The 17,620-nt window shown below is 38.8% G+C and carries 13 protein-coding genes; 8 read left to right on the forward strand and 5 right to left on the reverse strand.

What is annotated here, in order from left to right:
* Positions 1-20: 20 nt before the first annotated feature.
* Positions 21-1,289 carry a family 8 glycosyl hydrolase gene (locus QE450_RS21380; RefSeq protein WP_307301951.1) on the forward strand — a complete coding sequence of 423 codons (1,269 nt, stop codon included), beginning with the start codon at positions 21-23 and terminating at the stop codon, positions 1,287-1,289.
* A gap of 258 nt (positions 1,290-1,547) precedes the next feature.
* Positions 1,548-2,378 carry an endonuclease/exonuclease/phosphatase family protein gene (locus tag QE450_RS21385; protein WP_274171255.1) on the forward strand — a complete coding sequence of 277 codons (831 nt, stop codon included), beginning with the start codon at positions 1,548-1,550 and terminating at the stop codon, positions 2,376-2,378.
* Between the two features lie 108 nt (positions 2,379-2,486).
* On the opposite strand, the gene QE450_RS21390 is transcribed toward QE450_RS21385, so the two are convergent.
* Positions 2,487-5,513: a DEAD/DEAH box helicase gene (locus QE450_RS21390; RefSeq protein WP_307301954.1), complete on the reverse strand. Its 3,027-nt coding sequence runs from the start codon at positions 5,511-5,513 to the stop codon at positions 2,487-2,489.
* Entirely contained in the window at positions 5,510-6,766 is a 1,257-nt protein-coding gene (locus tag QE450_RS21395) for a hypothetical protein (RefSeq protein ID WP_307301956.1), read from the reverse strand. Before QE450_RS21395 ends, QE450_RS21390 begins: the two co-directional genes overlap by 4 nt.
* A gap of 465 nt (positions 6,767-7,231) precedes the next feature.
* On the opposite strand from QE450_RS21395, the gene QE450_RS21400 reads away from it, so the two are divergent.
* A complete protein-coding gene (locus QE450_RS21400) occupies positions 7,232-8,080 on the forward strand; it encodes a hypothetical protein (RefSeq protein WP_307301958.1) in 849 nt (282 codons plus the stop codon).
* Positions 8,046-8,636: a hypothetical protein gene (locus tag QE450_RS21405; protein ID WP_307301960.1), complete on the forward strand. Its 591-nt coding sequence runs from the start codon at positions 8,046-8,048 to the stop codon at positions 8,634-8,636. The genes QE450_RS21400 and QE450_RS21405 overlap by 35 nt, the downstream gene beginning before the upstream one ends.
* Positions 8,637-8,644: 8 nt before the next feature.
* Here QE450_RS21405 and QE450_RS21410 read toward each other — a convergent pair whose 3' ends face one another.
* The 3 genes from QE450_RS21410 to QE450_RS21420 form a co-directional block, all read right to left on the reverse strand.
* Complete coding sequence (locus QE450_RS21410; protein ID WP_307301962.1) at positions 8,645-8,887, reverse strand: hypothetical protein; 243 nt, start codon at positions 8,885-8,887, stop codon at positions 8,645-8,647.
* 193 nt (positions 8,888-9,080) lie between these two features.
* On the reverse strand, positions 9,081-10,208 hold the full coding sequence (locus QE450_RS21415) for an MFS transporter (RefSeq protein ID WP_307301964.1): 1,128 nt from the start codon (positions 10,206-10,208) through the stop codon (positions 9,081-9,083).
* 180 nt (positions 10,209-10,388) lie between these two features.
* On the reverse strand, positions 10,389-10,928 hold the full coding sequence (locus QE450_RS21420; protein ID WP_274171251.1) for a TetR/AcrR family transcriptional regulator: 540 nt from the start codon (positions 10,926-10,928) through the stop codon (positions 10,389-10,391).
* Between the two features lie 208 nt (positions 10,929-11,136).
* Here QE450_RS21420 and QE450_RS21425 point away from each other — a divergent pair, with 208 nt between their 5' ends.
* From QE450_RS21425 to QE450_RS21440, 4 genes are all read left to right on the forward strand, one after another.
* On the forward strand, positions 11,137-11,769 hold the full coding sequence (locus tag QE450_RS21425; RefSeq protein ID WP_307301967.1) for a LysE family translocator: 633 nt from the start codon (positions 11,137-11,139) through the stop codon (positions 11,767-11,769).
* Between the two features lie 264 nt (positions 11,770-12,033).
* Positions 12,034-13,611, forward strand: coding sequence for a response regulator transcription factor (locus tag QE450_RS21430; protein WP_301262925.1), 1,578 nt, complete (start codon positions 12,034-12,036; stop codon positions 13,609-13,611).
* A 108-nt stretch (positions 13,612-13,719) separates the two neighbouring features.
* Complete coding sequence (locus QE450_RS21435; protein ID WP_307301970.1) at positions 13,720-15,510, forward strand: cache domain-containing sensor histidine kinase; 1,791 nt, start codon at positions 13,720-13,722, stop codon at positions 15,508-15,510.
* 762 nt (positions 15,511-16,272) lie between these two features.
* A complete protein-coding gene (locus tag QE450_RS21440) occupies positions 16,273-17,556 on the forward strand; it encodes an ABC transporter substrate-binding protein (protein ID WP_307301972.1) in 1,284 nt (427 codons plus the stop codon).
* Positions 17,557-17,620: the final 64 nt, after the last annotated feature.

The following is a 17,620-nucleotide window of genomic DNA, read 5'->3' on the forward strand; positions in this document are numbered from 1 at the left end:
GCTAAGGAGGAATAACCAGTATGCGTACTTCATCGACACAGGCACGTTGGCTTAGCTTCTCTCTTGTAATCGTACTATTTAGTATTTCGTTATCAGGAATGTTAGGATTATCGACGTCTGTCTATGCGGCTAATGAAAAGAAACCTTTTCCACAACAGGTGAATTATGCAGGGATCATCAAGCCTAATCATGTGACTCAGGCGGCGATGAATCAAACCGTAGCTTCTTATTATAGTTACTGGAAGTCAACCTATCTCAAAAATGACTTGTCTTCTTTGTCAGGTGGTTATTATGTACGCGGTGATATTACCGGTGATGCAGAAGGATTTGACCCGCTGGGTACATCTGAAGGTCAGGGGTATGGCATGGTGATTACCGCTCTGATGGCAGGGCAAGATACGCAAGCGCAGACGATCTATAATGGATTGTTCAAAACAGCCAGAGCGTACAAAAGTTCAGGCAATCCTGCTCTAATGGGCTGGGTCGTCGCTGATGATACTGCTGCACAAGGTCATTTTGGCTCAGCAACCGATGGTGATCTGGATATTGCCTACTCTTTACTTTTGGCACATACGCAGTGGGGTTCTGGTGGAACGGTAAATTATTTGTCAGAAGCTAAAAAAATGATCAGCGCTATCAAATCTAGCTATGTAACGTCTAATAATGGTATTAATCTGGGAGATTGGGATGCCAAAAACAGCTATGATACCCGTCCATCGGATTGGATGCTCAGTCATTTTCATGCTTTTTACGATGTGACTGGAGATCAGACATGGCTGAATGTGATCAACAATCTGTATAGCAAATATGCGCAATTCAGTAGTAGCTATTCACCTAATACGGGCTTAATTTCAGACTTTGTAGTGGGGAATCCGGCGAAGCCTGCACCAGAGTGGTTTTTGGATGAATTTAAAGAGACAAATGAATATAATTACAATGCTTCTCGTGTACCGCTTCGAATCGTAATGGATTATGCGATGTATGGAGATACTCGCGGCAAGAATATAGCCAACAAAATAGCAGTCTGGATCAAAGGCAAAACCAGTGGTAAACCTGCCAGTATCAAAGATGGATATCAGTTAAACGGGACGGCGCGTGGTACCTATGCAACTGCTGTATTTGTCGCTCCATTTGTAGCCGCAGGTGTCACAGATCATGCCCATCAGACATGGGTGAATACAGGTTGGGATTGGATGAAAAATAGCAAAGAAAGCTATTTTAGCGACTCCTATAATCTACTCAGTATGTTATTTATCTCCGGTAACTGGTGGAAGCCTACTGCCTCTTGATGATAGGCAGTACATGCATAGATGATTTGCATATAGTGTTATAACAACAGAGATCAGATAATATGCTTTTCAAATGTAGATATGTTCACCAAACCTCTAATCGTTGCTGTCTGCAATGAGTGGAGGTTTGTCTTTTTTTTCTCGCTAACCTATAGTGTCACTTGCTTACTTTAGATGTCTATTTTTGGATTGTGGTATAGTGAGATAAAGTATCACTCAGACAAAAATAATGAAAATAGATGGAGCAGGTGACCACTGTTGAAATGTTTAACTTTAAATACGCATTCATGGCACGAAACGAACCAGTTAGAAAAAATCAGTCAATTGGCTCATTTTATCAATCAACAACAATTTGATGTGATTGCTCTGCAAGAAGTGAATCAATCGATGAGCGAGCCGCATGTAGAGGTATCGATATTAGAGGGATCACGTTATTACGCTACTGATCAAAATGTGAATATTCGGCAAAATAACTTTGCTTATGTCTTGTTACAGCAATTATCTTCTGATTATTATTGGACATGGGTTCCGACTCACCAGACCAGACAGACCTATGATGAAGGATTAGCGATACTGACTCGTACGCCGATCGTTCAAGCAAGCTACGACTTTGTTTCTCAACTGCAAGACTATAACAATTATCGGACACGTCGTCTGTTGATGGTGCAGACCGAGATCAGCGGACAGCCTGTATGGATAGCAGATGGACATTATGGATGGTGGCATGACGAAGAACATTTCCGTGGACAATGGGATCGTACAGAGCAGTTATTAGCACCATACCAAGATCAATTGATCCTCATGTTAGGCGATCTGAACAATGTGGCAGAGATTCGAGAAGAAGGTTATGACTATGTGATGAGCAAAGGCTGGTTCGACACTTATACACTAGCCAAAGTAAAAGACGATGGACATACCGTCGTCAAAGCTATCGCAGGTTGGGAAAACAATGCAACAAGTCTGCGCATCGATTATATTTTAACCAATCGTCCGTTATCTGTTCGTTCTTCTGCTGTGGCGTTGAATGGTGTGAATGGAGCTATCGTATCGGATCATTTGGGAGTAGCTGTAGAGTTAGACTTGGAGTAATTCTATTAACACGATAGAAAATTTCAAAAATTATAGTTCATTAAGACACTAAGAAAAGAGACCTTAACTAACAGGTCTCTTTTTGCTGTATCTATTTTATTGCTTTATTTATTCCGCCCATTCACGACGTAACGCAAATAAGTCTTTCAATGCATCATTAGACAATTCAGTGATCCAGCCTTCTGAATTAGAAATAACATTATCACTTAACTGTTGCTTGCTCTCCAACATCTCATCAATTCGTTCTTCTAGCGTACCGAGGGAGATGAATTTGTGTACTTGTACATCACGAGTCTGACCCATCCGATAGGCTCGGTCAGTGGCTTGATTTTCGACCGCAGGATTCCACCAGCGATCCACGTGGAATACATGGTTAGCAGCCGTTAAGTTCAGACCGACCCCACCAGCTTTGAGTGATAAAATAAAGACAGATGGCTTGGTAGAATCTCCTTCGACGGCAGGTGCTTGGAATTGCTCGATCATGCGATCGCGTGCTGTTTTGGAGGTGCTTCCGTTCAAATACAATACATTTTCTTGCAATTCTTCTTCCAAAATCTTCTGCATCAACTGACCCATCCCAATATACTGGGTGAAAATCAAACACTGTTCGCCTTCTTCACGTAATTCTTTGACCATTGCTAGCAAGCGTTCCAATTTGGCAGAACGACTAATCCAGGCTTCGGTATTAAATCGTTTACCTTTTTCCGGTTCAGGAGGCGCTTCTTTGGTCACAAGGATCGGATGATCGCATAATTGCTTGAGCTGGGTGAGCGCAGACAGAATAGCGCCTTTGCGCTTGATACCATCTAGATTGTTCATCTGTTGCATTAAGCTGTTAACCGCTTGATCATACAATACCCCTTGTTCAGCAGTCAGATGAATATAGGTTTTCATTTCATTTTTTTCAGGCAAATTCAATTGAATATTAGGATCTTTTTTGGTGCGGCGTAACATAAATGGTTTGACCAGTCGTTGCAAATGTAATGTTCGTTCTTCATCATGATCTTTTTCGATTGCATTGCTAAATCGTTCTTGAAACCCTTTGGCTGTTCCTAGATACCCTGGCGTAATAAAGTCATAAATTGACCATAATTCAGCCAATCTATTTTCAATCGGTGTACCGGTTAATGCTACCCGGTGCATAGCAGATAGACTACGAACCGTTTGTGATTGTCTGGTCTGTGCATTTTTAATATTTTGCGCTTCATCCAGACAGATAGTTGCCCATGTATAACTTTGGAGCAGTTCTTGATCCAGTGAAGCTGTCGCGTATGAAGTCAGAATCACATCGGCATGATCGATCAGCTCCTGAAACTCCGCTCCCGAACGACGTTTACTTCCATAATGAAGCGCCACAGTAAGCGAAGGCGCAAAGCGACTGATTTCTTTTTGCCAGTTCCCAAGTACAGAAGTAGGGCAGATGACAAGAGAGGTCGGGCTGAAAATCGTCTCTTGATGCATATTTTGCATTTCTTCGGTCTGGTGAAATTGCTCGGCTAGTTGATGAATAGCGATCTCAGCATGTTCTTTAATATGCAGTAAATACGTGATTAATTGTACCGTTTTACCAAGTCCCATATCATCTGCCAGACAAGCACCTAAGCCGAATTTTCTTAGAAAAGATAACCATGAATATCCTTCATGCTGATAAGGACGCAATTGCGCCTGTAATCCTGCTGGAATCGGAGTGAGTGGAAGATCTACTTGCTGATTAATCTTTTCGATTAACGAAGTGAGATGTTCATTAAGTTCCACTTCCAATTCTACACGCGTACTTTCTTCTTCAATAGCTTCTTCTTCCGCTGCTTGAGCTATTCGATGTTGACGCATCAGATGAAGTTGTAATACATCTTGAAAAGAAAGTCCGCGGCGCTTATCAATCCCGTTCATTGCACGCCGAATCTGTTCTAACAATTCAGGATCAAGTGCAATCCATTGTCCACGGAAAAGTACCAATCGTTCATTACGAGCCGCAAGTTCGAGGAACTCTTCTTCTGAAAGATCGGTATCTCCAATTGAGACCCGCCAATCGAAGTCGATCAGTGCATCTAAGCCAAAAAATGATTTGCCATCTCGTTTTTCTTTCTCTTCGCTGACTTTAGCACGCAATTTAGGCTTTTTACGTCGTGCCGCTTCCCACCATGCAGGCAGTAGCACTAACCAACCAGCTTGAAGCAATCGATTACTTTCTGTTGTCAGAAAGCGCCATGCTGTTTCATTGTTCATCGGACGCTGTAAAATATCCGACGTTTCGGCGAATTGTGCTCTTGGTAAAGTAGCTCGTAGATGTTCTAGCCAGCCAGAAGCCCGATCTTGCACATGAATATTCCATTGTTCAGGCCATTTTCCATTAACATGTCCGTCAATTCCCAATTGTACAGGCACAAGCACCGTTTCATCGGCTTTGTCTTGCAGTACAAACTGTAATCGCCAGCCACTGTTGGCATCTTCCGGTTCCAGCAATTGAAGTGCCGGGCGAAAAGGAGCTGTGTCGCTTTTCCAACCGATAGAGACTAACCATGTTTCTTCGTCTAGTCCGGCTGTACTCTGGTTACGATCAAATAACTGCGGATATTCCCGTCGTAGATCAGCGGCTTCTGCTTCACTGTTGTAATATTGCCGGAATACAGTGGCGGAGAATGCCGCTTGTAATCCTTGAACGAATTGCAATTGAGACGAATTTTTGAGCAAAGATCGTATTTCACGTTCAACTCCGTCTTCCTGCGCCCATTCTAACAGCACATCTTGATCCCAGCTCCACTGCAATTTGCCTTTGCGATACGAGGCAAGACTCGGTAGATATTTACGTTCGTCCAGACACCGTTCCAGATAAGGAGCTAGCTTGCGAATCTGAGCAGTTTCACCTTCCCAATTCCACTGCACATGATGAAGTAAAGGAGCAGATGCAAAATAAGGAATAACCTGTTCAGCAGGCAATACAATCAGTTCTACTTCCGGTGTTTCTTCTACTTCTAGTTCTGTACCGTAAAAAGAATCTTCATGCCATGCAAATAGCAGATGCTTGAGATAAGTAGCAGGTACAAATCCATAAGCTTCTTTGGAACCGTAGATTAGAGCATCGCCATACTCGCTGAGTCCCATCTGGACAGTGATGTGTTGAATATAATGACTCATGGTATCAGCTTTCCTTTCCGCAATTCTTCTTGAAGTGCACGCAAGCGACTATGACGCTGAGCAAATTGCTCGATAAAATCAGTCCAGCGTGGTTCTTGCTTTATTTTTTTATACAATTTGGCTAGGCGTTTGAGTAATTTGACTGCCGCTTTGTAGCCTTGCCTATTTTTGTGTGCCATATGACGCTCTACCGCTTGATGGTAAAAAGGCAACAACATCTCTGGTGCATTATTTTCTAAGGGTTGCAGTTCGGTCACTTTGTAATTGGCAGGATCATTGCCAGCCGCTAACTGATAATCCATCCATAATTGCCATTTGCCATAAGCTAATAATTTTTCTTCGTAAATGCGTCCGCCGACAGGCAATAACTTTTCCAGTGCAATCCACATCTGGGGTTCTTCTGCTGGAAGTTCTGCAATCACTTGCTCCCAGTAAGAAGCATAATGTTGTAAATTGGACTGTTGTTGGCGCAATACATCGGCAAGTTCAGTCAGCCAGTGGGCTAACCGTTGCCACTGTGCTTGCTGATTCAAGCGCTCCAGATAATCTGGTAACCGATCAGGATAAAAATCTTGTTTGGTAGCTGCGGTATAGATTAGAGCAAGTGCAACTTCATCATGCTCGGCGCCACGTTCAAAATGAATATAACTTTGTGCTAACCACCATGCTTGCTTGAGTGCGGAATGACCGGATTGCGGTTCTAGTTGTTCTAACAGCTCGACTTCAGCGTGTAGTAGTTGCTGCTTATCTTTCAAGGTGGAGTCAGTCAATATAGCCATCATCCAGTTCATCCAGAGTCGTATATAGCTATCTAAAAAAGTAAACGAATCTCGTGATTCACTCAGCATTTCTAAGCGACTATAAGACAAGGTTCCACTTAAAAGTTTACTTTGTTCTACGGTTAGAGAATCGGTCAGGTGTAGCGATTCTGCAAAAAGATGTTGTAGCGATTTCTGTAATTCAGCTACAGCCAAATGAGTATGATAACCGAGCGATGCCATAGTGCGACTTAGATGATTTTGCACAGGCTGAACGACAATTTGTAAGATATATAAATAAGCATTTAGCTTGAATAATGCTTGTTCTACAGGATCAGAGGGTAATTCTTTTTGGAAAATAAGCGTCAACGCTTCTGTTGTATACTGCACATTACGAATCCCTTGCCCGAGTGGTGCGATATCTTGAGCGAACTGTTGATGCCACTGTTGCACTGCATCATCGATATCTTTTTTTATATTTAATATCAACGTCATATCCTTTATTCTCCTAAGCACTTTTTCAAAATCAGAATAAATTTTTAGAGTTAAATAAAAATGAATTTTGTAAAGCAAAATCTCATACTATAATGATTTAAAATGCAAGAAATTACTACTATAAATAAGCTTTGTACATATCTATTTATTGTACCATGATACATAGATTTTTAAGCGGTAGTTAGTAACACTTGTTCAATAATAAAGACATTGAATTATATTTGAAATCTATTACTATTCATAAAATTAGTTTTAAAAATGAGGTTGAGCTGTTCTTATTAATAGTTAAAATTTCATAGAAATTTTATTTTGAATAATATTTCTATGAAATTTATTTATACTTGTTAGAAATAGAAAGTATGGGTACTATTATAAATATATAGAGTACAGGATAGCGTGTTAACCAATGCTATCGGTACTCTATTTTTATATTTCAATTCGTTTTTTACTTTTAAGGAGGAAAAGATGAATATTAATAGTCGTACTGATTTCTATAAAAAGTTGATAGCTGCCACTACACATGAACAAAATAAATACAATCAGATACAAATACTTGTACGCTTAATACAAATAGCTCATAAGAATAATTGGAATGAGGATAAAAATGATATTTTTAAAAATTTAGTTCAAATATATCTTCCTTATTTAAAAAAAATGGCTTCTAAAATGTATAGTTTTGATCCTCTTATTGATAAAAATTCTGCATCATCTAAAATACACTGGGATGCGAATTATAATCCTATATTGAGCGAAAGTCTAATTTCCATCATAGGAATTCTCTGGGAAATTATTATTAAATATGATGAGAATAGAGGAGTTTATTTTACACATTTTATAGAGCTTAGTTACGAATGGTATTACAAAAAACTCTGTCGTAAGAGAGTACGTAAGAAAAAATATCCAGATCGACTAAACGATGATTACCGACTTGTTAGCTATGAGGAATTATTAGATAAAAGAGAAGATAGTTCAGAAAATCATGGATTAATAAAAACGAGCGATATTAAATATGATGATAATTTCGATCTCATTACATTTGAATGGTCATTAACAGATCCTAAGGAATTTGTTGAGAATAATGAACTTTTCGAGATTACATCAAGCTTTACGAATAAACAAATGGAAGTATATTCTTTAGAACTTAGAGGGTATAAGCAAAGACAAATAGCAGACGAAATTAAAAAACTTGGCATTCAAATTACACAGCAGGGTGTTCAAGAAAGACTGATTGGAGTAAGAAAAAAAATAGAAAAATCAAATAATCAAAGGGGCGTTTCTCATGGATCAGAAAAATCAAATAATTATCCCGCTTAAAAATGAAAATATTATTTTTAATGATGTTATAAGCTTAGAAAGGGGACAATTAAATAGTATCGTTGTTAGTTCGATTGAAAAAACTGGAAAGGAATGGAGAAAACAAGAAAAAGGAATAAATATATTATTAACACCAGATCAAAAAAAAAATATTTTAGATTTTAAAAACCGAGTTGTAGCTGGATTGACTGCCCAAGAACTATCTGAGAATGATTACTTAGATGTACAGCCACACGCTAAAAAGAGAATTAATTACAGACTTGAAAATCATGATCCAGATGTACCTCTAACTAAAGAAATATTAATAAAATTAGCTCAAGCTATTATTGATGCGCCAAAAGTTCTAAAAGCAGAATGGAAAGGAAGACCTAATCTATCATATACATTTCAATCTGTTTACGATAATAAATCCGTTAAAATAGCATTGGCTTTTACAGATGCGATTATAGTTATAACTGTAATTTCTTCAGAAAGAGGATTGAAAAAAGATTATGGCTTCTCTGTAAAAGATATTATTCGTTTTAAAACAAAAAAAAGAAGCTCTACTAAAAAGTAGTGCTTCTTTTAAATTTGATTATATTGTCTATAGTCGAATTCTTTTAAGTCATTTTTTTGCATATATTCATATATATCAGCTAATTTTGCTTCTACACTTGCTCTTACTGTATAATCGAAACCTGTCAATGAAAGATTGTGTTTGACGTGGGGAACATTTATAATCAGAAATTTTCCTTTTATGTTAACTTCCATTGGAACTTCTTCAAATTGTCTACTAGTTCCTTTTTTTCTCTCTAACAATGGGTGCATTTAATCACTACCCTTCTTAATCAGCTTTTCTATAGAAAAATTATAAATAGATTCTGACCTAGATACATTTAATTATTATTCAAATTTATCATAGTTAAATTTAACAGTCAATGAAAGAATGAAAACTAATAACTAAATAATATAGCTGTTTAAAGCTTATTTATTAAGTATCCAATGTGTTTAAAATTTAGTGTTATATACTAATAGTATCTACTTTGATCAACAGTCCAACCAGTCCTAGTCCTGCAAATAGAGCAAATCCGATCGGATACGAAAATAGATCAATCACGCTACCAGCGAGTAAAGAACCTATAAATTGACCGGCTCCAAGCAGTAAAAAAGAAAGACTGATGCCCATCGAAGGTTGCTCAGGATAAATTCGTGTTGCCCATACCATACAGATACAGCTCAAAAAGATAAATGAACTACCAAATAAAATAGCGGATGCAAAGTTATATCCGATCGAGGGTACGATAAGCACTGCGGTTTCTAATGCCATCATGAGCATACCTAACCGATAAGACTTTGCCAGTCCCAAGCGATTAATCCATGATCCAGAACCACCGGCGATCATACCGGATGCCCCCATTACAATCCAAAACCAGATCGCTGTTGTGTAAGATACTCCTTGCTCTACAGTCAAAAAGCTACGTGCAAAAGTCCAATACATAGCAGAACTACTTCCAATGAATAAAGAACCTACAAATAACGTTACACTATGCGGCTGAAATATTTGTATTTTTTGCATAGAGGGTGATAGAGAGTCCGTCTGTCTGCAGTTGGGTATATTTTTACTATTCCACCAAAGAGTCAAGATAGCAATAACTGCAAATAATCCATAACTCAAACGCCAGTACTCGGTAAATAACAAAGCAATAGGACCGGATAACACCATGCCAAAGCTTGTTCCACTATTGATCCATACATTGCCACGATCCCGATCTGCCACCGGTAATTCGGTAGAAGCCGCATGACCTAGAGCAGGAGAGATCCAGCCTGTACTCCATCCAGCAAGAAATAGACTTATTGTTAATATCCATACATTGGGGGCTAAGGCTACGCCAGCTATACCGACCGCTACACTTAGACCACTCAAGCGAATAATTTGATAATGTCCCCATTGCTGAATCGACCACGGAGCAGTCAACAGCGCTAGACAATAAGCAATATACATCACTGAACTGATTGAGCCTGCATCAGTTGCAGATAAAGAAAGGGAGTGCGAAATTTCAGGTAAAAACAATCCAAAGCTATATCGACCTAATGTGTAACAAACCGCAATCATCGCTATACCCGGCAAAATGATCTTATTAGCATTCATCACGTAACACTCCTTTATGTATATAAAATATATAGAACGATCATTATACTTATAGCGAAATAAAAAGTGAGTATCTTTATACTCACTGGTTTTTATGACTCGCGTTTATGATCAAATAAGTAGTGAAATAGACAGCATAAGATGAGGTAGTGTCTGTTGATCATCATGTATAAGTTCTATTTAAGCTACACGTACAAATAGCTTTTCAGTCATATCAATGAATTGAGCACAGACAGTTGCTGTATCTTCCGTTTCAGCAAGTGCAGTAGAGCCTTCTAATAACAGGGAAAATTGCAGAATCTGTTGATGTGTTAAAGAAGAATCCAGTTGTTTGATAAAGTTCATCACATTTTCTTTGTGACGGTTAACAGTCTGCACGACCGGATGAGCCGGATCACCTGCAAATTCTTCTTTAGCTCTTAAAAACATACAACCACGAGATTGAATATCCATCAACCGTTGCGCATGTCCTTTAGCTAGATTCAGCAAAATCGCTTCACGATCATCGGTGAGAAAGCGGTGCAGGTACTCCATATATTGTTGTTCACGTCGCTTTAACACTTCTACAATCAATTCATCTTTGGAAGCGAAATGATTGTATAACGTCATGATCGCAATATCTGCTTCTGTAATAATCTGCTTCAGACCAATCGCATGAAATCCATGTTCATAAAAAAGCTTTTCCGCTACCGTTAATAATGTTTCTTTTTTTTTGCTCACTTATACCCCTCCTTATATAGAACGATCATTATATTTATTGTGAAGGAATAATCAATTATTGTCAAATAACTAACATAAAGGTTAACAGATGGGTAGCAAAAGCGTATACTTTATAGCAATCTTACATATGTATTTATAAGTAGTAGTCGTTCTATGTTTATTATCATTATTTGAGATCAACTGATTAAACGGTAAAGGAGAAATGGATATGATAAGCTTTGGAACGATGATTGCTTTTGCGGCGGTAGCTTTGGGGATGGTCTGTGCACCAGGTCCTAATATGATCTATCTTATCTCACGTTCGGTAACACAAGGAAGAGTAGCAGGAGTGATTTCGTTATTCGGTGTAGTGCTCGCTTTTGTGGTCTACATTGTAGCTACTATGATGGGATTATCTGCGCTATTTCTAACGGTTCCCGTGCTGTATACGATGATTAAATGGGCAGGGGCTGTATATTTGCTCTGGTTAGCATGGAAAGCGATTCGTCCAGGTAGTGATCGCAATATATTAGAACCTCAAGCGTTAACAATTGAGTCTCCTAAAAAGCTATTTATGATGGGTTTTATGACCAATTTACTTAATCCCAAAGCAGCCGTATTATACGTCTCCTTATTACCACAATTTATCGATCCTGCGCGTGGATCAGTATTGATGCAAAGTGCGACTCTTGGTCTGATTCAGATCAGTATTAGCTTTATCATCAATCTATTGATTGTACTGGTCGCAAGTCAGGTAGTATCGTGGTTTGGCAAACGTCCAATCTGGCTAAGAGTTCAGCGCTGGGTAATGGCAAGTGTACTCACAGCTCTAGCAGCAAGAATGGCATTAGATCGCAAGTAATATCAGCGGTCTAATGCTATTTTTTATATTGTGTGTATGATATAAGTGATCTTAGTATAGAAATACTTTTTATTGATTTATAGTACAGTTCTTCATTACGGCATCTATGAATATTCAAATATTTTGTCCCACGATTCTCTATTCTGTGTTAGCATAAAAATACTAAATAGATAAATAATAAACTATACGTTTGTAAACGCTACCATAAATGGTATTCTGTAAGATTCTTGTAGTCTTCAGTAGAGTTATATAGGGAGTGTCATAATGAAAGAACTATGTAGAATTTTGATCGTAGATGATGAAATTCTGGTAAGACAAGGCATTAAACACTATATGGTCTGGGAACAACATGGATTTCAGATCGTAGGGGAAGCTTCTAATGGAAAAGAAGCGCTTGAATTGGTGGATCAATTGCAACCTCATATTGTGATAACAGATATTGTGATGCCTATTATGGATGGGGAAGAATTTACGCGAATTGTGAAGCAACGGTACCCTCATATTGAAGTGATCGTACTGAGCAGTTATGGAGAATTTAGCTATGTACGATCTACTTTTCAAAGTGGGGTCGCTGATTATATTTTAAAACCGAAGTTGGAAACGCAAGAATTGTTGCAGGTACTACAAAAGACTGCACGCCGTATTCCATCTCTTCAATATAATGAACACAATGATCAAGAGTTATTATCGATTGACCATATTATTGAAAAAGTGATCTCTGGCTATGAAGTGAATTATGGACAAGAACTGATCAAGCAAGCTTTTCCGTATGATCATTATTGTCTGATCGGGGTTCAGCCTTCCGGTTATATCGCCAACAATCACACGTCTGCTGCGGTACAAAGTCACTTATCTACTTTAGGGATGCGACTGGCAGAAGTGCTTGAATCGTTAGGGACATCGATTGTATTTCGACCTGCACCGGTTAGTGATTCCGGTCTAATTGTGTTTCTAGTTAACCTGGAAGCATCGCAATATGCTAGATTGGTAGCTGTTATTCAAAAGTTAGCAGATGATATCTATACCCAATCTCCGCAAATCGGCTGGGTGATGAGTGATCCGTTTGCTGTATTTGAACAGATTGATCCAGTGTATCATCAACAGATTTTGAAATTGTTAGATTATCGCTTTTATTTCCCGGATCGCAGACTGATGTTAGAATCAGAACTTCCACCACCGGTTGCAGTACAAGGGGCATTTAATCTAAAGCAGTTTGCCGAAGAAATGAAACGAGAGCATTTTGAATTTGCTTTTCAAGAGTTGCGTCAGTATGTGACAGCGATGTCCGGTAATTATGTCTCGACCCCATTTGAATTGAAGTCTTTTCTAGGTAATGTCGTATTCAATATTATTACATTGCTCGGCAATCTGGATTACGATATCGAACAACTGGATGCTGAGAAATATAATTATTTCAAACAGATCAATGAAGCGGTACACATTAATGAAGCAATTGATTTGCTAAATCGCTTTTTGCTGGTGGTGGATGAGCAGATTGCTGCACGTACACAGCCGAATAGTAACTCTAATATGAAAAAATTATTGGAGTATATCGATGATCATTTTGCAGAGTCGCTCAGTCTGACAGGCTTAGGGCAATATTTTCATTTTAACCCGTCGTATCTGTCTAGCTATTTCACTACCCATAATAAAGAAGGATTTAGCGAATATCTGAACAAAATTCGTGTTGAAAAAGCAGCCGCGATGTTAAAAGAAGACGAGTTCACGATTGCCGATATCAGCAGTAAAGTAGGCTATTCCGATCCTAGTTATTTTACCAAAGTATTCAAAAAACTAACCGGATTATCCCCAAGCCAATACCGTCGTAAACACTTGCGTTAAGCGCTTGGCACGATAAGCGCGACCAAGTTCAATAAGAAAATGATTTTTGCGAAGCAAAATATCTTACTATTTTATATGTATGAATGGGTTACAGAAAAGGGAATGAGTATGAAAAAAAGTATCGACAATTTCAAACAGCAAGGTCTGTTTTTTAAATTATTTATCGTGATGGTCGTGAGTATTATTGCTGTTTGTTTGTTGACTTCACTGGTAACGATTCGAATGTCAGAGCGTTTATTTGCCGAGACATTCAGTATTACCAACTCCAAAGTATTGAACCAGATCAAAACAAGCTTTGAGTCGTTTAACGATTCGATTGTAAATGCAGTCAGCCATGCGTCTCAGACAGCGACAGTCAAAAGCTTTCTCACCAGTGGGGAAGGGGATTCAGTCGCCACAGCCAGCTCGTATTTCAGTATGGGTCAACAGATGAAGCAGATAAAATCGAATGTAGATGCATATGAAGTAGGGGTAACCGTTATCGGAGTGAATGGAAGAGGCTATTCTTCTGATTATGGATATTGGCCGATTCCGATGAATGCATTAACCAAAAGCCCGATTACCCAAAATACGATTGCTGAACCCAAACGATTGATGTATCAATATGATGAAGAATCGACAGATATCCATCAACCCCCAGAACATTATATTATTGCGTCCAAAGCATTGATGGAGCGCACCAGTAATTTTTTGTACGGAACGATTTATATAGCGATTCAAGAGCGAGAGTTCAAGCGATTTTATAGTAATTTTACCAGTACAGGCAATGATGTTCTTATCGTTAATGCAAGCGGGCGGATCGTATCAAGTAATCGAGATGATTTGATCGGTACATTTGCCCCGGAATTGCTCAATTATGCGACTCAAATTAACAAAAAACATCTGGATTATATGGATGCAGATGTGATGGGCAAAGATCATATTATTTTATCGAATTATGTACCTGAATATGATTTTTATCTGGTAAATCTGGTTGATCGTGAATTTGCAGTTGGACAGATCATTAATGTGCGCTCTGTGGCGCTGATCTGTATTGCGATTGTCAGCGGAGCACTATTGATCGTATTTTTAATCTCGCGCCGATTGACGCAATCGTTAACCCGTCTGGTGAAGCAGATGTCTACGATTACCGAAAAGAATTTTGACAATTATATTCAAGTGAGTGGAAGCTATGAAGTTCAGGAACTGGGTCGTGCGTATAACTATATGCTCGATGAGCTGAACGATTATATTGAACGTTTACTTCAGACACAGAAAGATCAGCGGAATGCCGAATTGGCTGCACTACAGCGACAGATCAATCCACATTTTCTATACAATACGCTGGCTTCGATCAAAATTCTGGTGCAAAAAGGCAACAAAGAAACAGCCGCTGAGACGATTAATGCATTGATCTCGTTATTGCAAAATACGATCAGTAATGTGAGTGAAACGATTACTATTGAACAAGAACTCGGCAATATGAAAAATTATGTATTTATCAACCATGTGCGGTATGGACAACGTGTACAGGTGAACTATTTCGTATCGCCCGATTGTCTCGAATACCATGTGCCCAAATTGATTATTCAACCGTTTATCGAAAATGCGTTTTTCCATGCGTTTAATGAGAAACAAAATGGAATTATCTATATTATGGTCTCTCAATCAGATGGCGTACTTACCTGCGAAGTGGTCGACAATGGAGACGGTATGGAAGGTCTTTCCGCAGAGAGCGAACACAATCCGCTCCCGAATCCGAAAAGCAAACGCCAACTATTTACAGGCATCGGCATCCAAAACGTCCACAACCGCATCACACTACTGTATGGCGAAGAATACGGAGTCACGATCTCCAGTACCAAAGGCGAAGGTACAAAAGTGAAAATTACCATGCCTTTAATTCTGGAACAGCAGTAAAAAGTAAAAGAGCCGAAAACACTCACAACATCGTATCTGCTTAAAGATCTATGGGCAATCTCTTACCATTTTGTTTGCTAGTCTATTCTTATTCATATCCCTTACTAAATAACAATAGAAAATACCAACCCAAAATAATCCCACACGAAAAAGGTAGACACTTCTAATCAAGTGCCTATCTTTTTTTGTGGTTGAAACCACCCCATAATCTTTCTATCCAAAAATATTCCTATTCAAATCACCCAATTTCATCCATCACATTCAAATCTAAACAAACCCGAACAAATTGAACTTTATAGTACAACACATAATGACGTACCCACCTAACTCCTACTCCCATCTTTCCTGCCCACCCCACCCAAACACCAGATTTGTGCACTCCCATAGTTAAGTACCCACCCAAAATCCTCCCAGCACAGAGCGAAGGGGAATCTATTCTTTCTGAAAGTCGCCTTTAAGACTCGGATATCAACCGCCTGCGGTCAATTCAAGATATCCGGTCTTACCAGCGACGCCAAGAAAGAATAGATCCCCAAAGCGGTCTACCTATGTCCAGTTCCACTTCTAACCCCAACAAATCCAATGTTTAATTTCTACCATTATCCAAATATATTACTAATGATAACGCTATCAAAAATTTGAAATATAACAAAATCACAAATCCTTACAAAGATAGTCATACCGTATTCAAATTAAGAGGTGTTAAGATAAATATACCAAATGGTAAACGCTTTCAAAAAAAGAACAGGGGTTGAACACAAAATGAAAAAAATGATGTTTCTTTTACTAGCAACCGTTTTCATGTTATCTGCATGTTCCAGTAATTCGGGTAGCGGTGCAAGTTCTGATCCAGCTAAAAAAGAAATTACAGTATGGGCATGGGACCCTAACTTTAATATCGCAGCATTGAATTTAGCTAAAGAAAGATATATGGCAAAACACCCTGACGTAAAAATCAACATTGTTGAAAACGCTCAAGCGGATATCGTACAAAAATTAAACACAGGTTTGAACTCCGGTACAACAAAAGGTCTTCCAAACATTGTATTGATCGAAGATTATCGTTCACAAAACTTCTTGCAAGCGTATCCAGATGCTTTCCGCGATATGTCTGATTCCATCAAAGGTGCAGACTTCGCAGACTACAAAGCAGGCCCTACAAGCTACAACGGTAAACAATATGGAGTTCCATTTGATTCCGGTGTAACAGGTATGTACGTAAGAACAGATTACCTTAAAGAAGCAGGTTACACACCTGAAGATATGCAAGATATCGATTGGGATAAATTTATCGAAATCGGTAAAGCAGTTAAAGCTAAAACTGGTAAAGATATGTTAACTCAAGATCCGAATGATTTGGGATTGATTCGTGCAATGATCCAATCTGCTGGTTCTTGGTATCTGAAAGAAGACGGTAAAACTCCTAACATTGCAGGAAACGCAGCTTTGAAAGAAGCGATGGAAAACTACAAAGCAATGTTTGATGCAAATATCGTAAAAACAAACTCTGACTGGAGTCAATTCTTGGCTGCATTCAACAGTGGTGCTGTAGCATCTGTTCCTACAGGTAACTGGATTACACCTTCTATCAAAGCAGAAGCTTCACAATCTGGTAAATGGGCTGTTGTTCCATTCCCTAAATTGAAAGATACACCAAACTCTGTTCACGCATCTAACATCGGTGGTAGCTCATGGTATGTGATGAACGTTGATGGTCAAGATACAGCAGCAGACTTTATGAAAGAAACATTCGGTTCTGATAAAGAATTGTATCAAGATATGTTAAACAAAATTGGTATTATCGGTACGTTGAAATCTGCTTCTTCAGGTTCAGCTTATGACAAAGCAGACGAATTCTTTGGCGGACAAAAAATCTATGCTGACTTTGCAAAATGGACAACAGAAGTTCCTAACGTAAACTACGGTCTACACACGTATGCTATCGAAGATATCATGACAGTAGAAGTACAAAATTACCTTGCTGGTAAAGACATCGACTCCGTATTGAACGATGTTCAAGCTCAAGCAGAAGCTCAATTGAAATAAAATAGCATACTGTACCCGATCTGCTCAGGCAGTGGATAGAGAAAGCTTGCTGGGCGTAAGGCGA

The organism is Paenibacillus sp. SORGH_AS_0306, assembly GCF_030819345.1.
Taxonomy (GTDB): domain Bacteria; phylum Bacillota; class Bacilli; order Paenibacillales; family Paenibacillaceae; genus Saccharibacillus; species Saccharibacillus kyungheensis.

Bases quoted from the DNA above. Each gene is read 5' to 3' on its own strand.
- QE450_RS21430 (WP_301262925.1), top strand. From the start codon at position 12,034: ATGAAAGAACTATGTAGAATTTTGATCGTAGATGATGAAATTCTGGTA.
- QE450_RS21395 (WP_307301956.1), bottom strand. From the start codon at position 6,766: ATGACGTTGATATTAAATATAAAAAAAGATATCGATGATGCAGTGCAA.
- QE450_RS21435 (WP_307301970.1), top strand. From the start codon at position 13,720: ATGAAAAAAAGTATCGACAATTTCAAACAGCAAGGTCTGTTTTTTAAA.
- QE450_RS21410 (WP_307301962.1), bottom strand. From the start codon at position 8,887: ATGCACCCATTGTTAGAGAGAAAAAAAGGAACTAGTAGACAATTTGAA.
- QE450_RS21425 (WP_307301967.1), top strand. From the start codon at position 11,137: ATGATAAGCTTTGGAACGATGATTGCTTTTGCGGCGGTAGCTTTGGGG.
- QE450_RS21415 (WP_307301964.1), bottom strand. From the start codon at position 10,208: ATGAATGCTAATAAGATCATTTTGCCGGGTATAGCGATGATTGCGGTT.
- QE450_RS21390 (WP_307301954.1), bottom strand. From the start codon at position 5,513: ATGAGTCATTATATTCAACACATCACTGTCCAGATGGGACTCAGCGAG.
- QE450_RS21380 (WP_307301951.1), top strand. From the start codon at position 21: ATGCGTACTTCATCGACACAGGCACGTTGGCTTAGCTTCTCTCTTGTA.
- QE450_RS21405 (WP_307301960.1), top strand. From the start codon at position 8,046: ATGGATCAGAAAAATCAAATAATTATCCCGCTTAAAAATGAAAATATT.
- QE450_RS21400 (WP_307301958.1), top strand. From the start codon at position 7,232: ATGAATATTAATAGTCGTACTGATTTCTATAAAAAGTTGATAGCTGCC.
- QE450_RS21440 (WP_307301972.1), top strand. From the start codon at position 16,273: ATGAAAAAAATGATGTTTCTTTTACTAGCAACCGTTTTCATGTTATCT.